Source organism: Bifidobacterium sp. A11 (assembly GCF_000499185.1).
Classification (GTDB): Bacteria; Actinomycetota; Actinomycetes; order Actinomycetales; family Bifidobacteriaceae; genus Bombiscardovia; species Bombiscardovia mizhiensis.
The window spans coordinates 59720-79567 of sequence record NZ_AWUO01000007.1 but is presented as its reverse complement, the minus strand read 5'-3'; the positions used below and the strand labels follow the sequence as shown (position 1 = coordinate 79567).

Here is a 19848-nt window from a genome sequence, read left to right as displayed (position 1 = left end):
GGCATTTCCTCTTGGACGGTCAGCAAGCCTTGGTAGGCTCAAGGGTATGGATACGAGTTCGCAACCGCATGATTCCAAGGCTTCAGTCAGCCTGGCCGCAGCTGGTCTGCGTCTGTATGACACAGCTGATCACCAGGTGACCCCCTTCAGACCCATCGAACCGGGCAAGGTTGGCATCTACGTGTGCGGGGCCACGGTGCAGAGCTCGCCCCACTTGGGCCATATCAGGACCACCTTGGCCTTCGACGTGATCAGGCGCTGGCTGCTCAGACTGGGCTACCAGGTGACCCTGATCCGCAACGTGACCGACATTGACGACAAGATCCTGACCAAGGCGGCGGCCAACGGCCAGCGCTGGTGGGAGCGGGCCTACATCTACGAGCGCGAATTCACCCATGCCTATGAGACCATGGGAGTCCTGCCACCCACCTACGAGCCCCGAGCCACCGGGCATATCCCCGAGATGATCGACCTGATCCAGCGCATCATCGACCGCGGCCACGCCTATGTGGTGCCCGACGAACAGGGCCGCCCATCAGGCAATGTCTACTTCGACGTGGCCTCCTGGCCTGAGTATGGTGCCCTGACCCACCAGCAGACCGGCACCCAGCCCGCTGACGAGCAGGCCGCCGCCAACGACCGGCTAGGGCCCAGCATCGACACTGATGACCAGGCTGCCGATACCGATGAGGAGCCCGGCAAGCGAGACCCCCGCGACTTCGCACTTTGGAAGGCACCCAAGCCTACAGACCCGCCCACAGCTCGCTGGCAAACCCCCTTCGGCACAGGTCGGCCGGGCTGGCATCTGGAATGCTCAGCCATGAGTCACCGCTATCTGGGTGCGGATTTCGACATCCACGGAGGCGGCCTGGACCTGCGCTTCCCCCACCACGAGAATGAGATGGCCCAGTCGCACGCAGCTGGCTGGGGGTTCGCCCATCGATGGATGCACACGGCCTGGGTGACCCAGAAGGGCGAGAAGATGAGCAAGTCCCTGGGCAACGGACTGTCCGTGGAACAGGTATTGTCTCAGCATCCGGCCTGGGTGGTGCGCTACGCGCTGGTCTCGGTGCAGTACCGGTCCATGCTGGAGTGGTCCGACCAGTCCCTGCAGGAGGCCGAGGGCGCCTACGAGCGCATCAGCAATTTCGTGGACCGTGCCGGGCGGATCCTGGGCGCGCAACCCGAGCGTGACCGTGTGGCGGGACTGAGTGCGGACGATCTGCCAGAGGACTTCGTACAAGCCATGAATGACGACATCAACGTCTCAGGCGGTCTGGCCGCCCTCTATGCGCTGATTCGTCAAGCCAACGCAGCCATGGATGCGGACCCGGAGGCTCTGGACCGGCAATGGCTGGCCAATTCCCTGCTCCAGGTCAGAGCCATGCTGGATGTCTTCGGACTTGATCCCCTTGATCCTCACTGGGCAGGAGTCGCAACCGACCGTGACGATCGAGCCATGAACACTCTGGATACCTTGGTACGCCAGCAGTTGCAGGAACGTGATCAAGCACGGAAAGATCACGACTTCGCCCGGGCCGATATTATTCGGGATCAGCTGGCGGCGGCCGGCGTGACCGTGGCGGACACACCCGCTGGCAGCACCTGGGACCTTAGCCGCTGAACCCATGTCCGACATACGCGACGTCGCCAGAAGGGCCGGGGTCTCGGTCAGCACAGTCTCCTATGCCTTCTCCGGTAAACGTCCCGTCTCTCCGGAAACCTACCAGCGGATCATGCAGGCCGCTGACGAACTGGACTACGCCGCTGATGCCGGAGCCCGGATGCTGCGAGCCAAGCGCAATCAGATCGTCGCCCTAAGCGCCCCGCTGCGCCCCGGGCAGAACCGGGCCTCCTACGCAGATTACTTCATCGAGATGGCCAGCTGCGAGCATGCTCGTGGCTACGACTCCCTGCTGCTGACCGCTGAGAACGGCGTCGAAGATATCCGACGGGTCACCCGTAGCAATCTGGCAGACGGGGTGGTCCTGATGGATCTGGTGGACGATGATATCCGTGCCGCCCAGGCCGCCTCATACAGACGCCCCTGCGTGGCCCTGGGAGTGCCTCGGCAGCACGCGGCCTGCGCTTGTGTGGATTTGGACTTTGATCTGATGGGCCGCATGGCGGTGGAAGCCATGGCCCGAGCGGGACGCAAACGCCTGCTCTTTCTGGAGGATCTGGAGGGCGAATACCGGCGTGGGTCTGGTTTCCGCCTTATCCTGCTACGCAGTCTCAAGACCTGGGCCCGCCGCCTGGGCATGGATCTGCAGCTTCAGCCGGGACCTACCGGCAGCGATCTGGCCTACACCCAGCAGGTGCTGGATGTCATCCATCACGGCCACATCGATGGCCTGATTGGCCAGATCCGCCCCTCCCTGCTGGACACCGTGGTGATCCGCATGCGCTCGGACGGCGTGAGCATTCCCGACGACGTGGCCGTTCTGTCCTGCGCTGCAGGCAAGGTCAGCCCTACTCTTGAGCTTCAAGGAATCTCTGAGATTCCCCTTACACCCCGTTCACTGTGTGCCAAGGCTGCGGAGTTGCTGACCCAGGCTGTGGAGGAGGGAGCCTCCCTGGCCGGTCGAGTCCAACTGGAGCGACCAAGGCTGATCGACCGCTCTTCCATCAGCCGGTAGAAGCTGGAGGCCCCCAGAGTCGCTCAGCGAGGCCGACGATCCCGCTCTCCTGTCTCCAGCACATGTTGCGGGAAGGGCTGGTGGGGCTCCTGCTGGTACCAGTAGGCCACGCTGGCCAGGTCGTCCTGACGCTCGAAGTAGCCCTGTTCGTCCACGCCTATCTGCTGCAGGGTCACTTTGATATCGCTGGCGAAAATAATGGGGTCGGGGATGTGCCAGCGGTAGAACCCCCTGGTCACCGGGGTGTCGGCATCCCAGTACTGGGATTCGCGGTTGTCCAACTGCCTGGAGTGGAAGGGAAATCCCATGTAGGCCCCGCTGTAGGTGACCTCGTGCATGCGACCATCCGCGTCCTGCCCGGCAAAGCTCCAGGCGCCGCCGAAGTAGTCCTCACTGCCTGTGGAGCACCAGGTGGGATAGTCCTTGTCTCCGTCAAGGTAGACCTTGACCTCGCCCTCGCCCCACCAGCGGCTCTCCAGGGCAGTCAGAGCCAGATAGGTGCCCACGTAGGAGCCCCGGCCATGCACCCCGTCCAGGATCACGTAGTCCTGGCCCAGTTCGGTGACCCGCTGACGACGCCACTGGGCGTGGAAGGTCATGACCTCCTTGGGCAGCTCATCCTTCTCCACATAGTCGATCTGGTAGAAGAAGGCCTCGATGGGCTCGTTGTGGCGGTTGCGCAGGACGATCCTGGCCCCGTCATGGAAGGGCATGGGCCAGTAGCAGTTGAAGCCCCGGCGCGGGTAGACGGCCACAGGCACGGACTCCACCCGGCAGGCCTGGGCGTGGCCACAGCAGAAGAAGTCGCCCAAAGGCACGCAGACGGAGGGCGTCTGCTCGCCATCCCAGTAGCATTCCAGAATCAGATTGCGCAGGACGTTGGGCCCGGTGGGCGAGGTGGCATCGGTAACGGTCATCCAGATGTGACGGATCTCGCCCGCACCGGACAGGTCGGCCAGGACCATGTCCTGCCCGGGAGGAATGTTCCTCAGGCAGGGGGTCCCTTTTCTGGATGGACCGAGATTGCTGGCGGTCATGGCCGCCCTGCCCTTGCCTCCCCGAGGGTTCTCGGCGTTGATGCAGCGGGTGCGGTCTGTGGATGGGCGGGTCAGCGCCTCAAGAGCGTTGGTGATGTTCGGCATGGTCATACCCATGGTTGTGGTTGCCTTTCATATTCGGGCCGTCCGCTCCCCTCCCCTGCCTTCTTGCAGCGGACGGCCATGTTCAGTGTACTTGTCAACGGCGGTTTACTTGACAGCGCCAGCCACTATTCCCTGCGAGAGCTTCCGCTGGAAGAAGATGAAGAAGATGATGGTTGGAATGATGCTGAGCAAGGAGGCAGAGGCCAGGTCGGTAGCAGCCATGGTGTGCTGCCCCTGCATGGTTGCCAAGGCCAGCGGAATGGTCTGCGTTTTCTCGCTCATCAGGAAGGCCATGGGGATCATGTATTCGTTCCAGGTCCAGATGAAGAAGAAGACGAAGAGGACGCTGATGGTCGACCAGGACACCGGCAGCACGATCTTGCGCAGAATCTGCCAGCGCGAGGCTCCGTCGACGGTGGCCGCCTCCAGGATGGCCTGGGGGAAGGTCCCGTAGACCGAGGAGAGCAAATAGGTACCGTAGGCGCTCTGGATGATGGTGAAGATGATGATGATGGACCACTGGGAGTTATAGAAGCCCATCCACTTGAACATGACGTAGAGCGGATAGAGCAGGGCCTCCTGGGGGACCATGTTAGCCAGCATGATGAACAGGAGGATGACCGTGTTGCCCTTGACTCTGCCGATGCCCAAGGCGAAGGAATTGAGGACCGAAAGCAGGACCCCGACCACGGCGACCACCAGGGAGATCAGCAGAGAGTTGCCCAGCTTGAGCGGGAAATTGCTCTTGTTCCAGAAGGAGATGATGCCGTCCATGCTGAAGTGGGCAGGCACGGACAGGGGGCCTGTGGCGTTGTAGTCAGCAGTGGTCTTGAAGGCGTTCAGGACCAGAATCAGCAGGGGGAAGAGCATGATTACGGCTCCGGCGATCAACAGAATCAGACCGGCCCAGTCCCCCCAGGTGCGGATTTTATGGGCGTGCCGGGAGGACACCCGGGCGTCAGCTTGCAGTGTGGCTTGATTATTCATGATGTGCTTCCTAGCCTTCCTCAGGCGATGCTCTTTTGCACGCGCTTTTGCACGATGGTGAAGACGATGGAGAAGATGACGATGACCACTGTCAGGGATGTCGAGATGGCGGCGCCGTAACCCACCTGCTGCACCTGGAAGAACTGGTTGTAGGAGTAGTAGGAGGGAACCATGGTGGAGGTCCCGGGCCCGCCCTTGGTCAACAGATAGACCGGGGCGAAGGTCTTCAGGGCACCGATGGTGGAGGTGAGAATGACCACCAGCAGCTCGGGAATGATGGAGGGGAGGGTGATGACACGGAACTTCTGCCACCAGTTGGCCCCATCCAGGCTGGCGGCCTCGTAGAGCTCGGGGTCTACCCGCTGCAGTCCGGACATGAAGATGACGATGGGATAGCCCAGCTGGATCCAGATCAGGATGACCATGAGGATGGGCAGGGCCGTGGTGGTCGAACCCAGCCAGTTATGGGCCAATCCGCCCAGGCCGATCTTGGTCAGCAGGTCGTTGACCGCACCGTCTTCAGGCCGGAAGATCCAGCCCATGATGATGGTGGCCACGGCCACAGGCAGAACCTGGGGAAGGTAGTAGAGGGCCCGCAGGGTCGAGGAGGTGTGGGGGCCGAACTTCTTCTGGATCACGTCAGTCAGGGCCGAAGAGATCAGCAGCCCCAGGACGGTGGGAATGATGACGATGGCCACGATGATCCAGAGGGTGTGCCCAAAGGAAACCCAGAAGGTCGAGTCGCCCATGAGCCGTCGCCAGTTGCGCAGACCAACCCATTTGGTCGGCCCCACTCCCCTCCAACGTGTGAAGCTCAGGTAGATGTTCCAAAAGATGGGCACGATGACGATAGCCACGATGCCTATCAGACCGGGAATCAGATAAGGGACGAACCGCGAGGGCGCACTGCCCGGGATGCGGGACTGCGCCTTCTTCCTGCTATGTGTGTCAGACATGCTTCTACTCTCCTTGGCGGATTGACGCAGCTCAGTCGTCATCCAGATCGAGCTGGGCGACACCGTCGTCGTAGTTCTTATGCAGAGTGTCCAGAACCTGGTCGGGGCTCTTGGTGCCGTTGACCAGCTCTTGGAAGGCGGCCGGCATGGCGTCGGTCAAGTTGGGCGCAGGGTAGTCGGGATAGTAACTCATCCGGCTGGCGTCCGAGGCTTTGGTGTATTCATTGACCAGGTCACGACTCTTGGGGTTGGTGATGGCTGCCGTATCGGCCGCCACTGGCACGCCGCCCTTGTTGCCGATGTAGTTCTGAACCTCTTTGGACAGGACCACGTTGATATAGCGGGCTGCGGCATCCTTGTGCCGTGACTTCTGCGGGATGACCAGCAGGTTGCCCGCGCAGCCCTCGACCATCTTGGCCCCTGGGAAGATGGATGCCGTCCAGTCGAAGGCCTTCACCTGCTCCATGAAGCGGGTCTGGTTCCAGGTGCCGGTCTGGTAGATGGGATAGGTCCCCTTGATGAATGCTGTGGTCGTATCCTCGGCCTTCATGCCGGTGGCGTTCTTGGAGATATAACCCTTGTCGATCCAGTCGCGGATGGTGTTGGTGGCGAAGGTCAGCGGCTTGCTGCGCCAGTTGACTGGATGCTTGTAGAGTTGCCAGTCGTCAACGAATTGGGCATCGGCCTTGGTCATGGCCAGCTGCCACCAGAGCCAAAGCACCCCGTACTCCTGGGCATCGGCCGCTATGGGCGTGACCCCGTGGCTCTTGAAGGCTTTGAGGGCAGCCACGAACTGGTCAAAGGTTTGCGGAATGGGGATCTTGTACTTGGCAAAGAGGTCCTTGTTGTAGTAGACCCGCTGCATTTCCGCGTAGGAGGAAACCCCGTACCAAGTGTTCCCGTCCATGACGCCACGCTTGTCGTACTTGCCCACTGCTGCTGCCTGGCCACGCACCTTCTTGTCCCAGCCGTACTTCTGCACATAGGGCTTCAGGTCGGTCAGCAGCTGCAGGGTGGACAGGACCCCGGCCGAACCGTTGCCGCGATTGGACTCCATGACATCCGGGGCGTCGTCCGAGTTGAGGAACTGGCTGCCATTCTGGGCGATCTGAGTGAAAGACTTAACCTCGAAATCCACCTTGATGCCAGTCTGTCGGGTAAAGATATCGGCAGCCTTCAGCCAACCCCGGGCCTGACCGCTGCTGGGCTCCTCGTAGTACCAGATCTTGATGCTGGACGGGTGGGCTTCCTGGGGAGCATCACCCCCCGATCCGCAGGCCGCCAGCGGCAGGATCGACATGGCCAGGGCCAGGGCCGCCCCGATCCCTTTTCTGATCTTCATGATGGCTCCTAACTTCCTTGCATCCTTGCATCCATCTATAGCGATTCAATATGTCGAAAGGTTTCGACTTCGGGTGTATTGCAGGGCTCAAACCATCTCCGTCGATGCACTCAAGATATCGAATCGTTTCGACTCAGTATAGAAGCCAGTCGGGGATCATGTCAAGAAGACACAAAGTGGACTCATGTCTTTCTTTTGTGTAGCTACTCAGATCCTCTCGCTCCCCTCGTCATGATCCACATACCGATGTTCAATCAATGTTCCCGAACTTCTCAAGGGTAAAAGCACTACAACTGTTAGCCCAGCAATATCGAATTCTTCTGAACTGCCTATGTTTGTTTGGTCGGCTCTGGGCACGGGCCTTACGGAGCAACCGGCCAATCTCCCGGCTGACAGGTAGACTTGGGGCATTATGGCAGCATTTTCATCTTTGACCGATCGGCTCTCCCAGGCCTTCACCCATCTGCGTTCCAAGGGGAAGCTGACCGAGGCCGATATCGACGGCACAATCCGCGAGATCCGCCGCGCCCTCCTGGATGCCGATGTCTCCCTGGATGTGGTGCGATCCTTTACCGGACGCATCCGGGAACGTGCCCTGGGCGAGGAGGTCTCCAAGGCTCTGAACCCAGCCCAGCAGGTGGTCTCCATCGTCTACGACGAACTGACTGACATCCTGGGCGCGGGAGTGGACCGGCCGCTCAATTTCGCCAAGAACCCGCCCACGGTCATCATGCTGGCTGGCCTGCAGGGTGCCGGCAAGACCACGTTGGCCGGCAAGCTGGGCTACTGGCTCAAGGATGCCGGTCACACCCCCCTGCTGGTGGCGGCCGACCTGCAGCGGCCCAATGCGGTCACCCAGCTCCAGGTTGTCGGTGAACGCGCAGAAGTACCGGTCTACGCCCCCGAGCCGGGCGTGCAGACCAGCGGATCCGAGCTGGCGGCCCCGGGGCAGGTCACGGGCGATCCGGTCAAGGTGGCGGCCGACTCAATAAGGGTAGCTAAAGACAAGCTCTACGATGTGGTCATTATCGATACGGCCGGTCGGCTGGGCGTGGATCAGGAGCTGATGGAGCAGGCCCGCAATATCCGCGATGCCGTCCACCCCGACGAGATCCTCTTCGTCATCGATGCCATGATCGGCCAGGACGCGGTCGCCACAGCCAAAGCCTTCGACCAAGGTGTTGACTTCACCGGCGTGGTCCTGTCCAAGCTGGACGGCGATGCGCGCGGCGGCGCGGCCCTGTCGGTGGCCTCGGTGACTGGCAAGCCCATCCTCTTCGACTCCAACGGCGAGGGCCTCAAGGACTTCGAGGTCTTCCACCCCGACCGTATGGCCTCCCGCATTCTGGACATGGGCGACATCCTGACCTTGATCGAGCAGGCGCAGCGCCAGTTCGACGAGGAGGAGGCCCGCAAGGCCGCCGGGAAGATGTCTGAGGGCAGCTTCGGTCTGGACGACTTTCTGGAGCAGCTCCAGCAGGTTCGCAAGCTGGGCTCCTTCAAGAGCATCCTGGGCATGATCCCGGGCATGGCCCAGCACCGCAAGGAACTTGAACAGTTCGATGAGAAGGAAGTGGATCGAACGCAGGCCATCATCCAGTCGATGACTCCTCAGGAACGACGCGACCCCAGCATCATCGACGGCTCACGACGGGCCCGAATCGCCTATGGCGCCGGCACTACAGTCTCGGCTGTCAACGGCCTGCTGCAGCGGTTCGAGCAAGCGGCCAAGATGATGAAGCGCATGACCAATGGCAGCCGCTCGATCCCAGGCATGGGCGGCATGGGCGCTGGCGGCGGCAAGAAGGGCAAAAAGGGCAAGAAAGGCCGCAAGGGTTCCCGTTCAGGCAATCCCATGAAGCGTGAGGCCGAAGAGAAGGCTTTACGCGAGCGCCTGTCCGGCAAGGGCAAATCCTCCGGCGGCTCCGCCTTCGCAAAGCGCCCGGAGACTCCGCAGATGCCTGAAGGCCTGCCGGACCTGCCCCCCAATCTTGGCGGCGGACTGGGCGGTCTCTTCGGCGGCCGCTAAACCCCTCCCTCCTGCAGGAGACAATGGCACGTGAACACCCTTCTCTGGATTCTCCTGGGGCTCATCGCCTTATGGATGGCTCTGCGCTTCCTGCCTGCCGGAGCTGACTGGCATCGCCCTCTGGTGGAGCTGATCGCTCTGATCGACCTGTTGGCCGTTCCCCTGTTGGCCATCTTGGTCTGCGCCATTGTGATCCAGGCCTGGCCACAGTCCGCCCTGGCCCTGATTGAGCTGGCCCTGGTCACCTTGTGGAGACTTCAATACAGATTTCATTTGCCTTCTCCCATAGGCTCGGGGCACAGAAATAAGCTGCTTGATACAAGGAATCAAGCAGAGGCTGATGCGGACATTCACGAATCGCATCAGTTCAGTCGGGATATAACTGATCCTGCGCTCAGCCTGAAAGTCATGACGCTAAACTGCCGCTATGGCATGGCAGATGCACAGTCCATCATGAAGCAGGTTCAAAGCCATGATGTTGACGTTTTAGCCCTGCAGGAGGTGAACTCGACGCTGCTGACCCATCTTCAGAAAGCAGGGATGAGGCGGATCATGCCATACCTGGTGGAGGGACCACAGACCCAGAATGACAATGGCGGAAGGAACGCCCTCTTCTCTCGTCAGGAGCCCATTTGGTCTCAACCGGCAGGCCTTGATTTGGAAGCGTCAGCCGTCCCACTAATGCATTTGCATACCCTAGCTGGAATTGTCCGGGTGGCTTCAGTCCATCCGAAGTCGCCCCAACGCGGCGCCAGACAATGGGGCCTAGGCATCAGGCGTCTGGCTCTATTGAACGGCGAAAAGATGACGGCCGTCCCAGACGTGGAATCGCCTGCTTTTACCATCATCATGGGCGACTGCAACGCCAACCTGCACCATCCCACCTTTCGTGCCATGCTGCACTCCGGCAGGTTGCGTGATGCCTCCCTTTTTCTAGGCTGCGGGCCGCACCCGACCTTTCCGCATTGCCAGGCACTTCTGCCACCACTGATCGAAATCGACCATATCCTGGTCAGCCAGGGCATCAGGGTCGAATCGATGAAGGTGATTAAAGTCCCGCACACCGACCACTGTGGCCTTTTGGCTCAACTGCGTCTGTGAGGAGCAGGGGCTGCTCACTTAGGATCACCATGCAGGTAAGGGCCTGGTCCGGTGGACTGTCTACTGATTACCCTGAAAGGCAGAAAACGCGAACTCGGCTTGTCTGCGGACAGAAGGGCCTTGACCCCTTCCACCCCCATACGGTGAAAGGCCTGAGTAACGCTGGTTATGGTGGGCCTGACCATATCTACAATGTCCGTTCCGTCAAAGCTCATGACGCTCACGTCACCGGGCACATCCAACCCCTGGTCCCTAGCCTGATTGATGGCACCCATAGCCACCAGGTCGCTGGCACCGATAAGGGCAGTGATCTGTTCTTTCGACTTTAGACAGTGCTTCATGGCGGCTATCCCATCCTGGTACAGACATCCCCCACGGAAAACCAGACTTTCCCTATAAGGAATGCTGTTGTCCTCCAGACACTGCCGGTACCCACTGATACGCAGAGTTATTGACCCATGTTGAGGAATGCCAGCCAGCCCGATCCGTCGGTGACCCTGGTCAATCAAAAACTGCGTGGCCTTATACCCCATCTGATAGTCATCTGAAGTAATACAGGGCAGCCGTCCACCACCCACGAAGGATGAGAGTGATATGCAGTCCATCCCCACCTGTTCTATGGTGGCTATCAATGACTCCTGGAGCTCGAGGGAGACCAGAATAATTCCTCTGACAGCACGCTCTACAGCAGTGGTGATGGCCCGCCGCTGAGCTTGCAGATCAGCGTTGCCCGCATGCAGGATCAGAACATCCAGGTTCCGTTCCGCAGCTGATTGTTCGATCCCCTCGATGATTGAAGAATCGAAATTGGTCTTGGTGTTGGAGAGGATGACAGCCAAAGCATGGCTCTTACCCTGTACGAGGTCGGCCGCTGCTGTGTTGCGGATATACCCCATCTCCTTGGCGGTCTCCTTGACCAAACGTACGGTCTGATCCCTGTGTTCACCGGTGTCGGAAAGGGAACGAGAAACAGTGGCCGTCGACAGCCCCAACCGCTGTGCTATGTCCTTTAAGGTCACTCTGGAAGCTTCAGCCATGACCTCCATCTTTCCTTCTGGCGAGCCCATGCCGGGCCCAGTTTCTACGTCATCGGCCATCATAGCCACACGCCCGGGCATGATAAGAGATGAACAAAGCTGTATACTCATACCGTAAACGTTTACAGTAATTGTTTACAAAAGATCAAAGGAGATACCTTGAGCGCACCTCAAATGACGAGTGATGCCTCTATCAAGAAACGGCATTCGCTACCGGATATCACCATGAAGACCATGTTCGCCATTACTTTCGGCTACTGCGGCGTCAACATGGCCTTCTCCCTGCAGACCTCGCAGATGAGTCGCATATTCCAGACTCTGGGTGCCGACCCCAGCAAGCTTGGATTCTTTTTCATACTGCCGCCCCTGATCGGAATGATCATTCAACCAATTCTGGGACGCTTTTCCGACGGCCACTGGTCTCCACGGTTCGGCCGCCGGATGCCTATCCTGCTCTGGGCCGCTCCCCTGGCTGCCATCGTCATGGTCCTGCTGCCAAATTCCGGTTCCTTCGGATTCGGTTACGGATCCCTGACTGCTCTATGCTTCGGGGCAGCAGCCATCGTCCTTATGGATTTGTCCAACAACGCCTGCATGCAACCCTTCCGCATGATCATCGGCGACATGGTGAACGAGAAACAGAAGGACCAGGCCTGGTCCTGGCAACAGTCCTTCAGCAATCTGGGAGGCGTTCTGGCCAACCTCTGCCCCTTCCTCCTGACCGGACTGGGTATAGCCAACATCGATAAGAAGGGAGTGGTCCCCATGTCTGTGCGACTCTCCTTCTACATCGCCGCGGCTGTCCTTCTGGCCACCTCCATCTACACCATCCTCTCGGTCAAAGAATACGATCCTAAGACCTATGCCCAATACCACAACTTCGAATATGAGGAGAAGAAGCCTCAGAAGTCCTACTGGACACTTCTCAAGGAGGCCCCCAGCACTTTCTGGCAGGTTGCAGTCATCCAGTTCTTCGCCTACTTCGGTGTCCAGTACCTCTGGACCTACACCACCGGAGCCATAGCTCAAAACGTCTGGTACACCGCCGACTCTTCCTCAGCTGGATTCCAGGCCGCCGGCAATTGGTATGGCATCCTCACCTTCGTCCAGTCCATCGTGGGCATCATCTACGGATTCCTGGTTCTGTCCAGGACCAGCCAGTACAAGCGCAAGTTCTGGTACCGGATTGGACTGCTCTGCGGCGGCCTGGGAATGATCTGGACCGCTTTCACTCACAACCAGTACGCCCTGATCGGCTCCTTTACACTGATCGGCATCTGCTTCCTGACCATGCATGCCGAACCTTTCGCTATTTTCACTACGGAAACCGACGGGGCCAATGATGGAGCCTACATGGGACTCTTCAACATCTTCATCTGCCTGCCGCAGATAATCGCATCGGTCAGCAGCTTCGCGATCTTCCCGCTGGTAGGCAGATCGATGCCGACCATGCTCCTGATCGGAGGCATCTCCTGGCTGATTGGCGCAGCCCTGATGGACATCATCAAGAGCCGGAAACCCGAATCCAACGAGGCTTAAGAAACTTTACGAAAGGAATACGTCTGCCATGACGAACCTGCATTACACCGCGAAAGATCAGACCATCACCCTGAGTTCCGACCAGGGAGCATTGATCCTGACCGTGCTGACGGACCAAATCATCCGCGTCTTTCAGGACCGGGGACGCCACACCAACTCCTATGCCATCGAAGGCGAAAAGAAGGTAGAGACTCCCTTCGATCTGAAAGAGGTCAACGACCATCTGGAACTGTCTACGGAACAACTGACCGTCAAGGTCGGACCTGACCTGCTCTTAGACGTCTTCGACGCTCAAGGCAATCCGTTGATCCTGGACTACCGCGGCAAGAGACGTCCCATCGCTAAGACGATTGATGCCGCCCACCAGAGCATCATGCGGGCCGAAGGCCACGAAGTTTCCGGCGTGAGCCAGACTGAGGATCACTACTACCAGGTAGTCAAGGTCTTGGATCCGGACGAGCAATTCTACGGACTGGGCGACAAGACCGGGTATCTGAACAAGCGGTCCTATCAATATGACAACTGGAATTATGATGAGCCACGACCGCACATCGAAACCTTCACCAATCTCTATAAGTCCGTCCCGGTCCTCTTCGGACTGAAAAAAGGCCACCCTTGGGGTATCTTCTTCGACAACACCTACCGGAGCCATCTTGACCTGGGCAGGGAGAACGCCGACTACTACTTCTACTCGGCCGTCGACGGAAACCTGGACTATTACATACTGGGCGGATCCTCCTTGAAGGAGGTAGTCTCCAACTACACCTATCTGACCGGTCGGGTCCCTCTCCCCCAGCGTTGGATGCTGGGCTATCAGCAGTCTCGTTGGGGCTACAGCATGAGCCAGGACCGGGTGGAGCAGATCGTCGACACCTTTGCCAAGTATCACCTCCCCCTGGAAGCCGTCCACTTCGACATCGACTACATGGACGGCTACCGCGTCTTCACCTGGAACAAGAGCATCTTCAAGGATCCCGTCGGGTTCCTGGCGGATATGAAAAAACGGGGAGTTAGGGTCATTCCCATCCTGGATCCTGGAGTCAAAGAGGATCCCGACTACCCGATCTATCAGGAGGGTCTGGATAAGGGATACTTCGCAACCAACCCGGACGGTAGCGTCTATGTCAACAGGGTCTGGCCCGGCAAGTCCGTATTCCCTGACTTTGGCCGACCTGAGGTCCGCGACTGGTGGGCCGGGCATTGCCGTTTCCTGGTTGACAGCGGGGCAGCCGGCATCTGGACAGACATGAACGAACCCGCCGTATTCGACGGAGAGATACCGGAGGACACTGTCTTCAGCGATGAAGATCAGCAGTCCGATCTTGCCAGGATGAACAATGTCTACGGCCACAACATGGCCAAGGCCACCTATCAGGGCCTGAAAAAAGCCACCGGCAGACGGCCCTACGTCATCACACGCGCGGCCTACGCGGGAACGCAGAAGTATGCGACGGTCTGGACCGGAGACAACCAAAGCCTCTGGCCACATCTGCAGATGTCAATCCCTCAGCTCTGCAATATGGGGATGAGCGGATTCAGCTTCGCCGGGGCCGACATCGGTGGATTCAGCGCCGATACGACCCCGGAGCTGCTGACTCGATGGATCGAAGCAGGCATTTTCAGCCCGCTTCTGCGCAACCATTCCGCCCTCCAGGCACGAGACCAGGAACCTTGGGTCTTTGGCCCCGAGGTCTTGGACATCTACCGACACTTCCTGCATCTGCGATATCGCTTCATCCCCTACCTCTACGATTGCTTCGCCAAGCAAATGAACGATGGCCTGCCGGTTATGCGTCCCCTGGTCCTGAATTACCCGGAGGATGCGCGCACACGGAACTTGAACGACGAATACATGATCGGCGACCAAGTTCTGGTAGCACCCGTGGTAGAGCAAGGGCAGGTCTCCCGAATGGTCTATCTGCCCGAGGGCGACTGGGTGGATCTACGCACCATGGTCACTTTCGGTGGCCACCGAGATATTTTGGTTGAGGCTCCTCTGGACCAGCTGCCCATCTTTGTCAGGGCCGACTCCATGCTACCTTGGGGTCGACTGGTGGAGCATATGGACGACCAGCCCGAGGAGTCCATGACGTTCAGGCTCTTCGGCCAGCATGGCGACTACACCCACTACCAGGATGACGGATACAGCTTCGACTACGAGCAGGGGGCCTACAACCTCTATCAGATCCATATGGATAACCAGGGTCAGTGCTCGGTTACTGTACCCCATCATGGATTCAAGCCTCTCTATCGAAGGATCCACCTGGTTCTGCCTGAACAAACCCTGACCCTAAGCCTGGATGACAAGAGCCAGGCCCCGGTCTACAGGGAGACCGAAGCTTAGACCTCGGTCAAAACTGGTTGGAGCAAAACCGAACCAAGGGCCTGTTGGGGCGTATGCCACAGCAGACCCTTAATCCTAAGGTTGAGGTATACTTTTGCTGTTATTCATGTCCGGAGGAGCCCTCTCATTCCGACGGCCATGAGGAACACGCCAGGAGCGCCACCATGCCCCACATGGAGACGTCGCCGGGCACACCAAGTACCAAGGAGAGCCGTTTTGGCAACCAGAATTCGTCTGAAGAGAATGGGCAAGAAGTTCTACCCCTTCTACCGCGTGGTCGTGGTCGATTCCCGCAAGAAGCGCGATGGCAAGGTCATTGAGGAGATCGGCACCTACGATCCCAACACCCAGCCCTCTTCAATCAAGATCGACTCCGAGCGCGCCCAGTACTGGCTGGGTGTGGGCGCTCAGCCCAGCGACCCTGTCTTCAACCTTCTGAAGATCACCGGCGACTGGCAGAAGTTCAAGGATCTGCCCGGCAAGGAGGGCACCCTTAAGGTGCCGCAGGCCGAGGTGGACGCCCAGGCTCGCATCGAGCAGGCACAGAACGAAGCCCAGAAGCTCAAGGCCGCCAAGTCCGAGGCTGATGCCAAGGCCAAGGCTCAGGCGGAGAAGGAAGCTCCCAAGGCCGAGCAGGCAGCTGAGTAAGGCACATTCATCAAGGATTGGAAGGACCGGCTAACATGCTTGCACAGGCCGTTGAGCACCTGATCAGAAACATCGTGGACTTTCCCGATGACGTGTCGGTCAAGTCCCACGAGAACTCTCGCGGAGAGCTTTTGAGGGTGCGGGTCAACCCCGAGGATATCGGCCGTGTGATCGGCAGGGGCGGCAGGACCGCCAACGCCATCCGCACCGTAATCCAGGCACTTGCCGACCACAAGGTGCGCGTCGACATCATGGACGTGCGCCGGTGAGCCCCAGCCGGTCCACCAATCACGACCCGCAGGGTCCGGACCCTCAGCAGCCAAGGTTGCTGAGGGTCTGCCGTATCGGCCGCGCCCAGGGACTCAAGGGCGAGGTCAACGTATATGCTTACACCGACGAGCCTGAGCGGCGATTCGCCCCAGGTTCCCAGTTACAAACCAAGGACGGACAGGTTTTCACGGTAGCCTCCTCCCGCCGCTTCAAACAGCGTTGGATTGTCCTCTTCAAAGGGGTGGAAGACAGGAACGCCTCCGAAGCACTGAACGGCATCGAACTGTATGTCCAGGCTGATCCAGCCGAGGAGCTGGCACAGGAGGATGCCTGGTACCCCGAGGATCTGATCGGGCTCGAGGTTCGCATGGCCCCAGGCAACTCACTGGGTGAGCCTGCCGGACGAGTGGTCGGCCAAGTCAGCGACGTGCTGGACGGTGTAGCCCAGCAGCAGCTGCAGATCCGCATGACTACTGAAGAAAGCGACGACGATGCGGAAGGGCTGATACCCTTTGTCGAAGCCCTGGTGCCCCAAGTCGACATTGAAAACGGGTACGTGGCCATCGATCCGCCTGGAGGACTTCTGCCCGGTCTGGGCTGAGTCCATCTTTCAACAAAACCGTAAGTGGGGAGTCAACGCCCCTTTTCGAGCCGCTGACTCCCCACTTACGGGAATGCGCCTGCCTAAGCAGGAAATCTTATTGAGCTACATGTCTTCGACCACCAGATATGTCATATCCAGGGGGCCATGTACGCCCACCACGATCACCATCTCGATGTCACCCGTGTTGGAGGGGCCGGTGATGAAGTTGATGTTGGAGGTCTTGAGCTCGCCCGAGACCAGTGCTGGATCATAGTAGTCCATGGCCTGCCGAGTACGAGGTAGGATCTTCGATTTGCGGATGATGCTCAGATAGTGCACCGGCAGGAAGTGGAAGGCACGACCCTGACCCGGGGTGGTAGCCACGGTGATGGTGCCGGACTCGGCCAACAGGAAGTCCGCAAAGGCGATGGCCGTACCGGACTCGTCGGCGGTCTTGATGTTCTCTTCGCGGCTGGCTCCCGGCTTCCAAAAAGTAGCGGGCGGGTTCAGGCCGTCCCTCCACTCCTCCAGTCCGAAGTCTGCGAACAGGTCGGAGGTGGGCAGCATCACATGGTCACTGTCATCCTTGCGTGAATCGATGAACTCATCCAGAGCAGTGGGCAGGCCAGCCTTGGTGCAGGTGCGGAAGTCCACATGGACAGCCTCGCTGCTCTTCCGGGCGATCTCCAGCAGCTCATCCTGGGTGTGGCCAGACAGGGTGGTCTCCGGCAGATCGTTGACCGGCACCAGAGGATGATCCTTGAGCTGGTGGCGGGGCCGTCCGCTCTTCTTGGCCAGGTAATCCAGGAATACCTCACGATCGGTCATGCCTGCTGCTCCTTCTTGTGATGAGCGAACCAACTGCGGAAGTTCTGCCCGTGCTTGGGCGGATCCGGCAGATCACGAACCTTGGTCCATCCGCCGAAGACGAAGGGCATCCATTCCACGTGCCGATCACTGGCGAAGAGGTTCTTGGCTGTCTCCGGCTGCTTCTTGGATATGGGCGTCAGCATGGTGTGATCCACCCCTAGGGCGGTGCGGAAGAGCGAGGAATGGCCGGTGCCCAGGCCCATGACCCTCATGACTGTGTCGTCGATCAGATTGGCCTGGGACTGATCATCCATCATGATCCGCCTGTGCTCAATCATAAGCTGATGCAGGGGGATCTTGACCGGGCAGGTGGCCGTGCATGCCGCGCATAGGCTGCAGGCGTAGGGCAGGTCCCCGAAGTCGTCGTAGCCACCGTCTAGCACCGGCGAAAGCACCGAGCCCACAGGACCGGGATAGATGGATCCGTAGCCGTGACCGCCGATGTGCCGGTAAATTGGGCAGACGTTCAAGCAGGAGGCGCAACGAATGCACTGGAGAATGGGCTCGAAAACCGTTCCCAGAGCGTTGGAGCGCCCATTGTCCAGAATGACCACATAGACATCGTCCGGTCCGTCCGACTCCTGGCCGGTGCGCGGCGCAGTGTAGGTCAGATAGGAGGTCAGCTTCTGGCCGACAGCGGACCGGGCCAGCATGTTGTCCATGGTCTCGGCCTCTTTCATGGTCGGCACCAGACGCTCCATGCCCATGACCACCACCTGGGTCTTGGGAATGCACATGGCCAGGTCGGCGTTGCCCTCGTTGGTCACCAGGTTGATCATGCCCGTGTCAGCCACAGCGAAGTTGCAGCCGGTGATGCCCATGTCGGCCTCGAGGAAGTGCTTGCGCAGAACCTTGCGCGAGAAGCGAGCCATGTGCTGAGGGTCGTTGTCGCCCTTGTAACCCAGCTTCTTCTCGAAAACCTGACGAACCTGTTCGCGGTTCTTGTGCAAGGCAGGGAAGACCAGATGGGTGGGCTGGTCCCAGTCGTCCTCTTCCAGGATGAACTCGGCCAGGTCGGTCTCCAGCACCTCCAGGCCGGGCACCGTCATCAGCGTAGGATCCAAGTTGATCTCACTGGTCACCATGGACTTGCTCTTGACGACGTGCTTGGCCTTCTTCTCGATGGCGATCTGCTTGATGTACTGGGCAGCCTCATCGTCGGTCTGAGCGAAGAAGACATGACCACCGCGTTTCTCCACGTTGTCGGAGAACTCCTCCAGGTAGTCAGGCAGGTAGCGGATGACGTGCTGGCGAATCTGCTCGCCAAGGTCGCGCCACTGTTCCCAGTTGCCCAGTTCCTGGCGGGCGGCCTCACGCTTGACCCACTGCGCATCCTGGGCCTTGGCCACTGCCTGTTGAGCGAATTGGTCTTGCTCGGACTCTTTGACCCTGGTCAGGAAGGGAGCCTTGCTGGTCCGCAGATATTGTGCGGCCTTCTTGCCATTGACCATGCTGCTCATACCAAAGCCCCCTCTTCCTTGGCAGCCCTGACGGAACCCACGGCCCCATCGCCAGCAGAGCGGCCTTCTACATACTTGACGCGGCTCATGTCCACGTTGTGATTGAGCACCTCAGCCAGATGCATGATGGTGATCTTCTCGCCACGCCGATTGAAACGGCCGCCGATGTTCATCAGGCAGCCTGGATCGCAGGAGATGAGGACGCTGGCCTTGGTGCTGAGCACGTCATTGACTTTCTCGTCCACCATCTGCTTGGAGATCTCAGGCTCCTTCATGGAGAACATGCCGCCGAACCCGCAGCAATTCTCGATATGCGGCAGGGGAACCATGGTCAGACCCTTGACGTGGTCAAGCAGAACGAATGGGCTGGTCCGCTCCCCAAGTAGCCGTGTCATGTGGCAGGAACGATGGTAGGTGGCTACGGCGTTGAGTTCGGCGCCCGCATCCAGCACACCCAGCACACGATAGAGGAACTGCGAAAACTCATAGGTCTTGTCAGCCATGGTCTGAGCCTTGGCGGCATAGACCGGGTCGTTCTTGAGATGGAAGGGCAGCTCCTTGAGCATATTCACGCAGGAGCCCGCCGGACCCACGATGTAATCGGCATCTACGCTCAGCAGGGCATCGACCTCGTTGCGCATGACCTGCATGCTCTCCTTGACATACCCGCTGTTGAAGGTGGGCTGGGCGCAGCAGATCTGCTCCTTTGGAAGGTAGGTGTCGCAGCCGAACCGCTCCAACACTTCCACCATGGCCTTCCCCACGTTTGGAAACATGAGGTCCACCACGCAGGTGGAGAATATTACTACTTTCATTACCACACCTCTCTACAGCCTTGCACGCCAGGTCCGAACCATCTCCGGATCGCAGAGAAACCCAACATCACTTGAACCCCTAATCC

At 59.3% G+C, this 19848-nt stretch carries 17 protein-coding genes; 9 read left to right on the top strand and 8 right to left on the bottom strand.

The genetic code is table 11. From position 1 onward, the window contains the following. The first annotated feature begins 46 nt into the window (after window positions 1–46). Entirely contained in the window at window positions 47–1624 is a 1578-nt protein-coding gene (cysS, locus tag P273_RS0106460; protein WP_024627643.1) for a cysteine--tRNA ligase, read from the top strand. A gap of 4 nt (window positions 1625–1628) precedes the next feature. Further along, complete coding sequence (locus P273_RS0106455; protein WP_024627642.1) at window positions 1629–2639, top strand: LacI family DNA-binding transcriptional regulator; 1011 nt, start codon at window positions 1629–1631, stop codon at window positions 2637–2639. 23 nt (window positions 2640–2662) lie between these two features. Here the strand turns inward: P273_RS0106455 and P273_RS0106450 are convergent, their stop codons facing one another. From P273_RS0106450 to P273_RS0106435, 4 genes are all read right to left on the bottom strand, one after another. Continuing rightward, window positions 2663–3793 (bottom strand): glycoside hydrolase family 172 protein, encoded by a 1131-nt coding sequence (locus tag P273_RS0106450; protein ID WP_024627641.1) that lies wholly within the window; start codon window positions 3791–3793, stop codon window positions 2663–2665. A gap of 93 nt (window positions 3794–3886) precedes the next feature. Next, a complete protein-coding gene (locus tag P273_RS0106445) occupies window positions 3887–4768 on the bottom strand; it encodes a carbohydrate ABC transporter permease (protein ID WP_024627640.1) in 882 nt (293 codons plus the stop codon). Between the two features lie 20 nt (window positions 4769–4788). Beyond that, on the bottom strand, window positions 4789–5724 hold the full coding sequence (locus P273_RS0106440; protein WP_024627639.1) for a carbohydrate ABC transporter permease: 936 nt from the start codon (window positions 5722–5724) through the stop codon (window positions 4789–4791). A 31-nt stretch (window positions 5725–5755) separates the two neighbouring features. Next, entirely contained in the window at window positions 5756–7066 is a 1311-nt protein-coding gene (locus tag P273_RS0106435; protein ID WP_024627638.1) for an ABC transporter substrate-binding protein, read from the bottom strand. A 412-nt stretch (window positions 7067–7478) separates the two neighbouring features. Between P273_RS0106435 and ffh the strand changes: the two genes are divergently transcribed. Beyond that, entirely contained in the window at window positions 7479–9095 is a 1617-nt protein-coding gene (ffh, locus tag P273_RS0106430) for a signal recognition particle protein (protein ID WP_029676245.1), read from the top strand. Window positions 9096–9218: 123 nt separating this feature from the next. Further along, entirely contained in the window at window positions 9219–10196 is a 978-nt protein-coding gene (locus tag P273_RS0106425) for an endonuclease/exonuclease/phosphatase family protein (RefSeq protein WP_172637255.1), read from the top strand. A gap of 14 nt (window positions 10197–10210) precedes the next feature. Here the strand turns inward: P273_RS0106425 and P273_RS0106420 are convergent, their stop codons facing one another. Further along, a complete protein-coding gene (locus tag P273_RS0106420; protein ID WP_034524932.1) occupies window positions 10211–11233 on the bottom strand; it encodes a LacI family DNA-binding transcriptional regulator in 1023 nt (340 codons plus the stop codon). A 159-nt stretch (window positions 11234–11392) separates the two neighbouring features. Between P273_RS0106420 and P273_RS0106415 the strand changes: the two genes are divergently transcribed. The 5 genes from P273_RS0106415 (at window position 11393) to rimM (ending at window position 16635) form a co-directional block, all read left to right on the top strand. Beyond that, entirely contained in the window at window positions 11393–12772 is a 1380-nt protein-coding gene (locus tag P273_RS0106415) for an SLC45 family MFS transporter (RefSeq protein WP_216476361.1), read from the top strand. Window positions 12773–12800: 28 nt separating this feature from the next. After that, entirely contained in the window at window positions 12801–15116 is a 2316-nt protein-coding gene (locus P273_RS0106410; RefSeq protein ID WP_024627633.1) for a glycoside hydrolase family 31 protein, read from the top strand. 216 nt (window positions 15117–15332) lie between these two features. After that, window positions 15333–15764, top strand: coding sequence for a 30S ribosomal protein S16 (rpsP, locus tag P273_RS0106405; protein WP_024627632.1), 432 nt, complete (start codon window positions 15333–15335; stop codon window positions 15762–15764). 35 nt (window positions 15765–15799) lie between these two features. Then, window positions 15800–16033, top strand: coding sequence for an RNA-binding protein (locus tag P273_RS0106400; RefSeq protein WP_015021362.1), 234 nt, complete (start codon window positions 15800–15802; stop codon window positions 16031–16033). After that, entirely contained in the window at window positions 16030–16635 is a 606-nt protein-coding gene (gene rimM / locus P273_RS0106395) for a ribosome maturation factor RimM (protein ID WP_024627631.1), read from the top strand. The genes P273_RS0106400 and rimM overlap by 4 nt, the downstream gene beginning before the upstream one ends. A gap of 105 nt (window positions 16636–16740) precedes the next feature. Here rimM and P273_RS0106390 read toward each other — a convergent pair whose 3' ends face one another. The 3 genes from P273_RS0106390 to P273_RS0106380 are packed head-to-tail and all read right to left on the bottom strand — an operon-like array spanning window position 16741 to window position 19762. Further along, entirely contained in the window at window positions 16741–17445 is a 705-nt protein-coding gene (locus tag P273_RS0106390; RefSeq protein WP_024627630.1) for a lactate utilization protein C, read from the bottom strand. Next, on the bottom strand, window positions 17442–18947 hold the full coding sequence (locus P273_RS0106385) for a LutB/LldF family L-lactate oxidation iron-sulfur protein (protein ID WP_081709296.1): 1506 nt from the start codon (window positions 18945–18947) through the stop codon (window positions 17442–17444). The genes P273_RS0106390 and P273_RS0106385 overlap by 4 nt, the downstream gene beginning before the upstream one ends. After that, window positions 18944–19762 (bottom strand): (Fe-S)-binding protein, encoded by an 819-nt coding sequence (locus tag P273_RS0106380; RefSeq protein ID WP_024627628.1) that lies wholly within the window; start codon window positions 19760–19762, stop codon window positions 18944–18946. Before P273_RS0106380 ends, P273_RS0106385 begins: the two co-directional genes overlap by 4 nt. Window positions 19763–19848 lie beyond the last annotated feature (86 nt).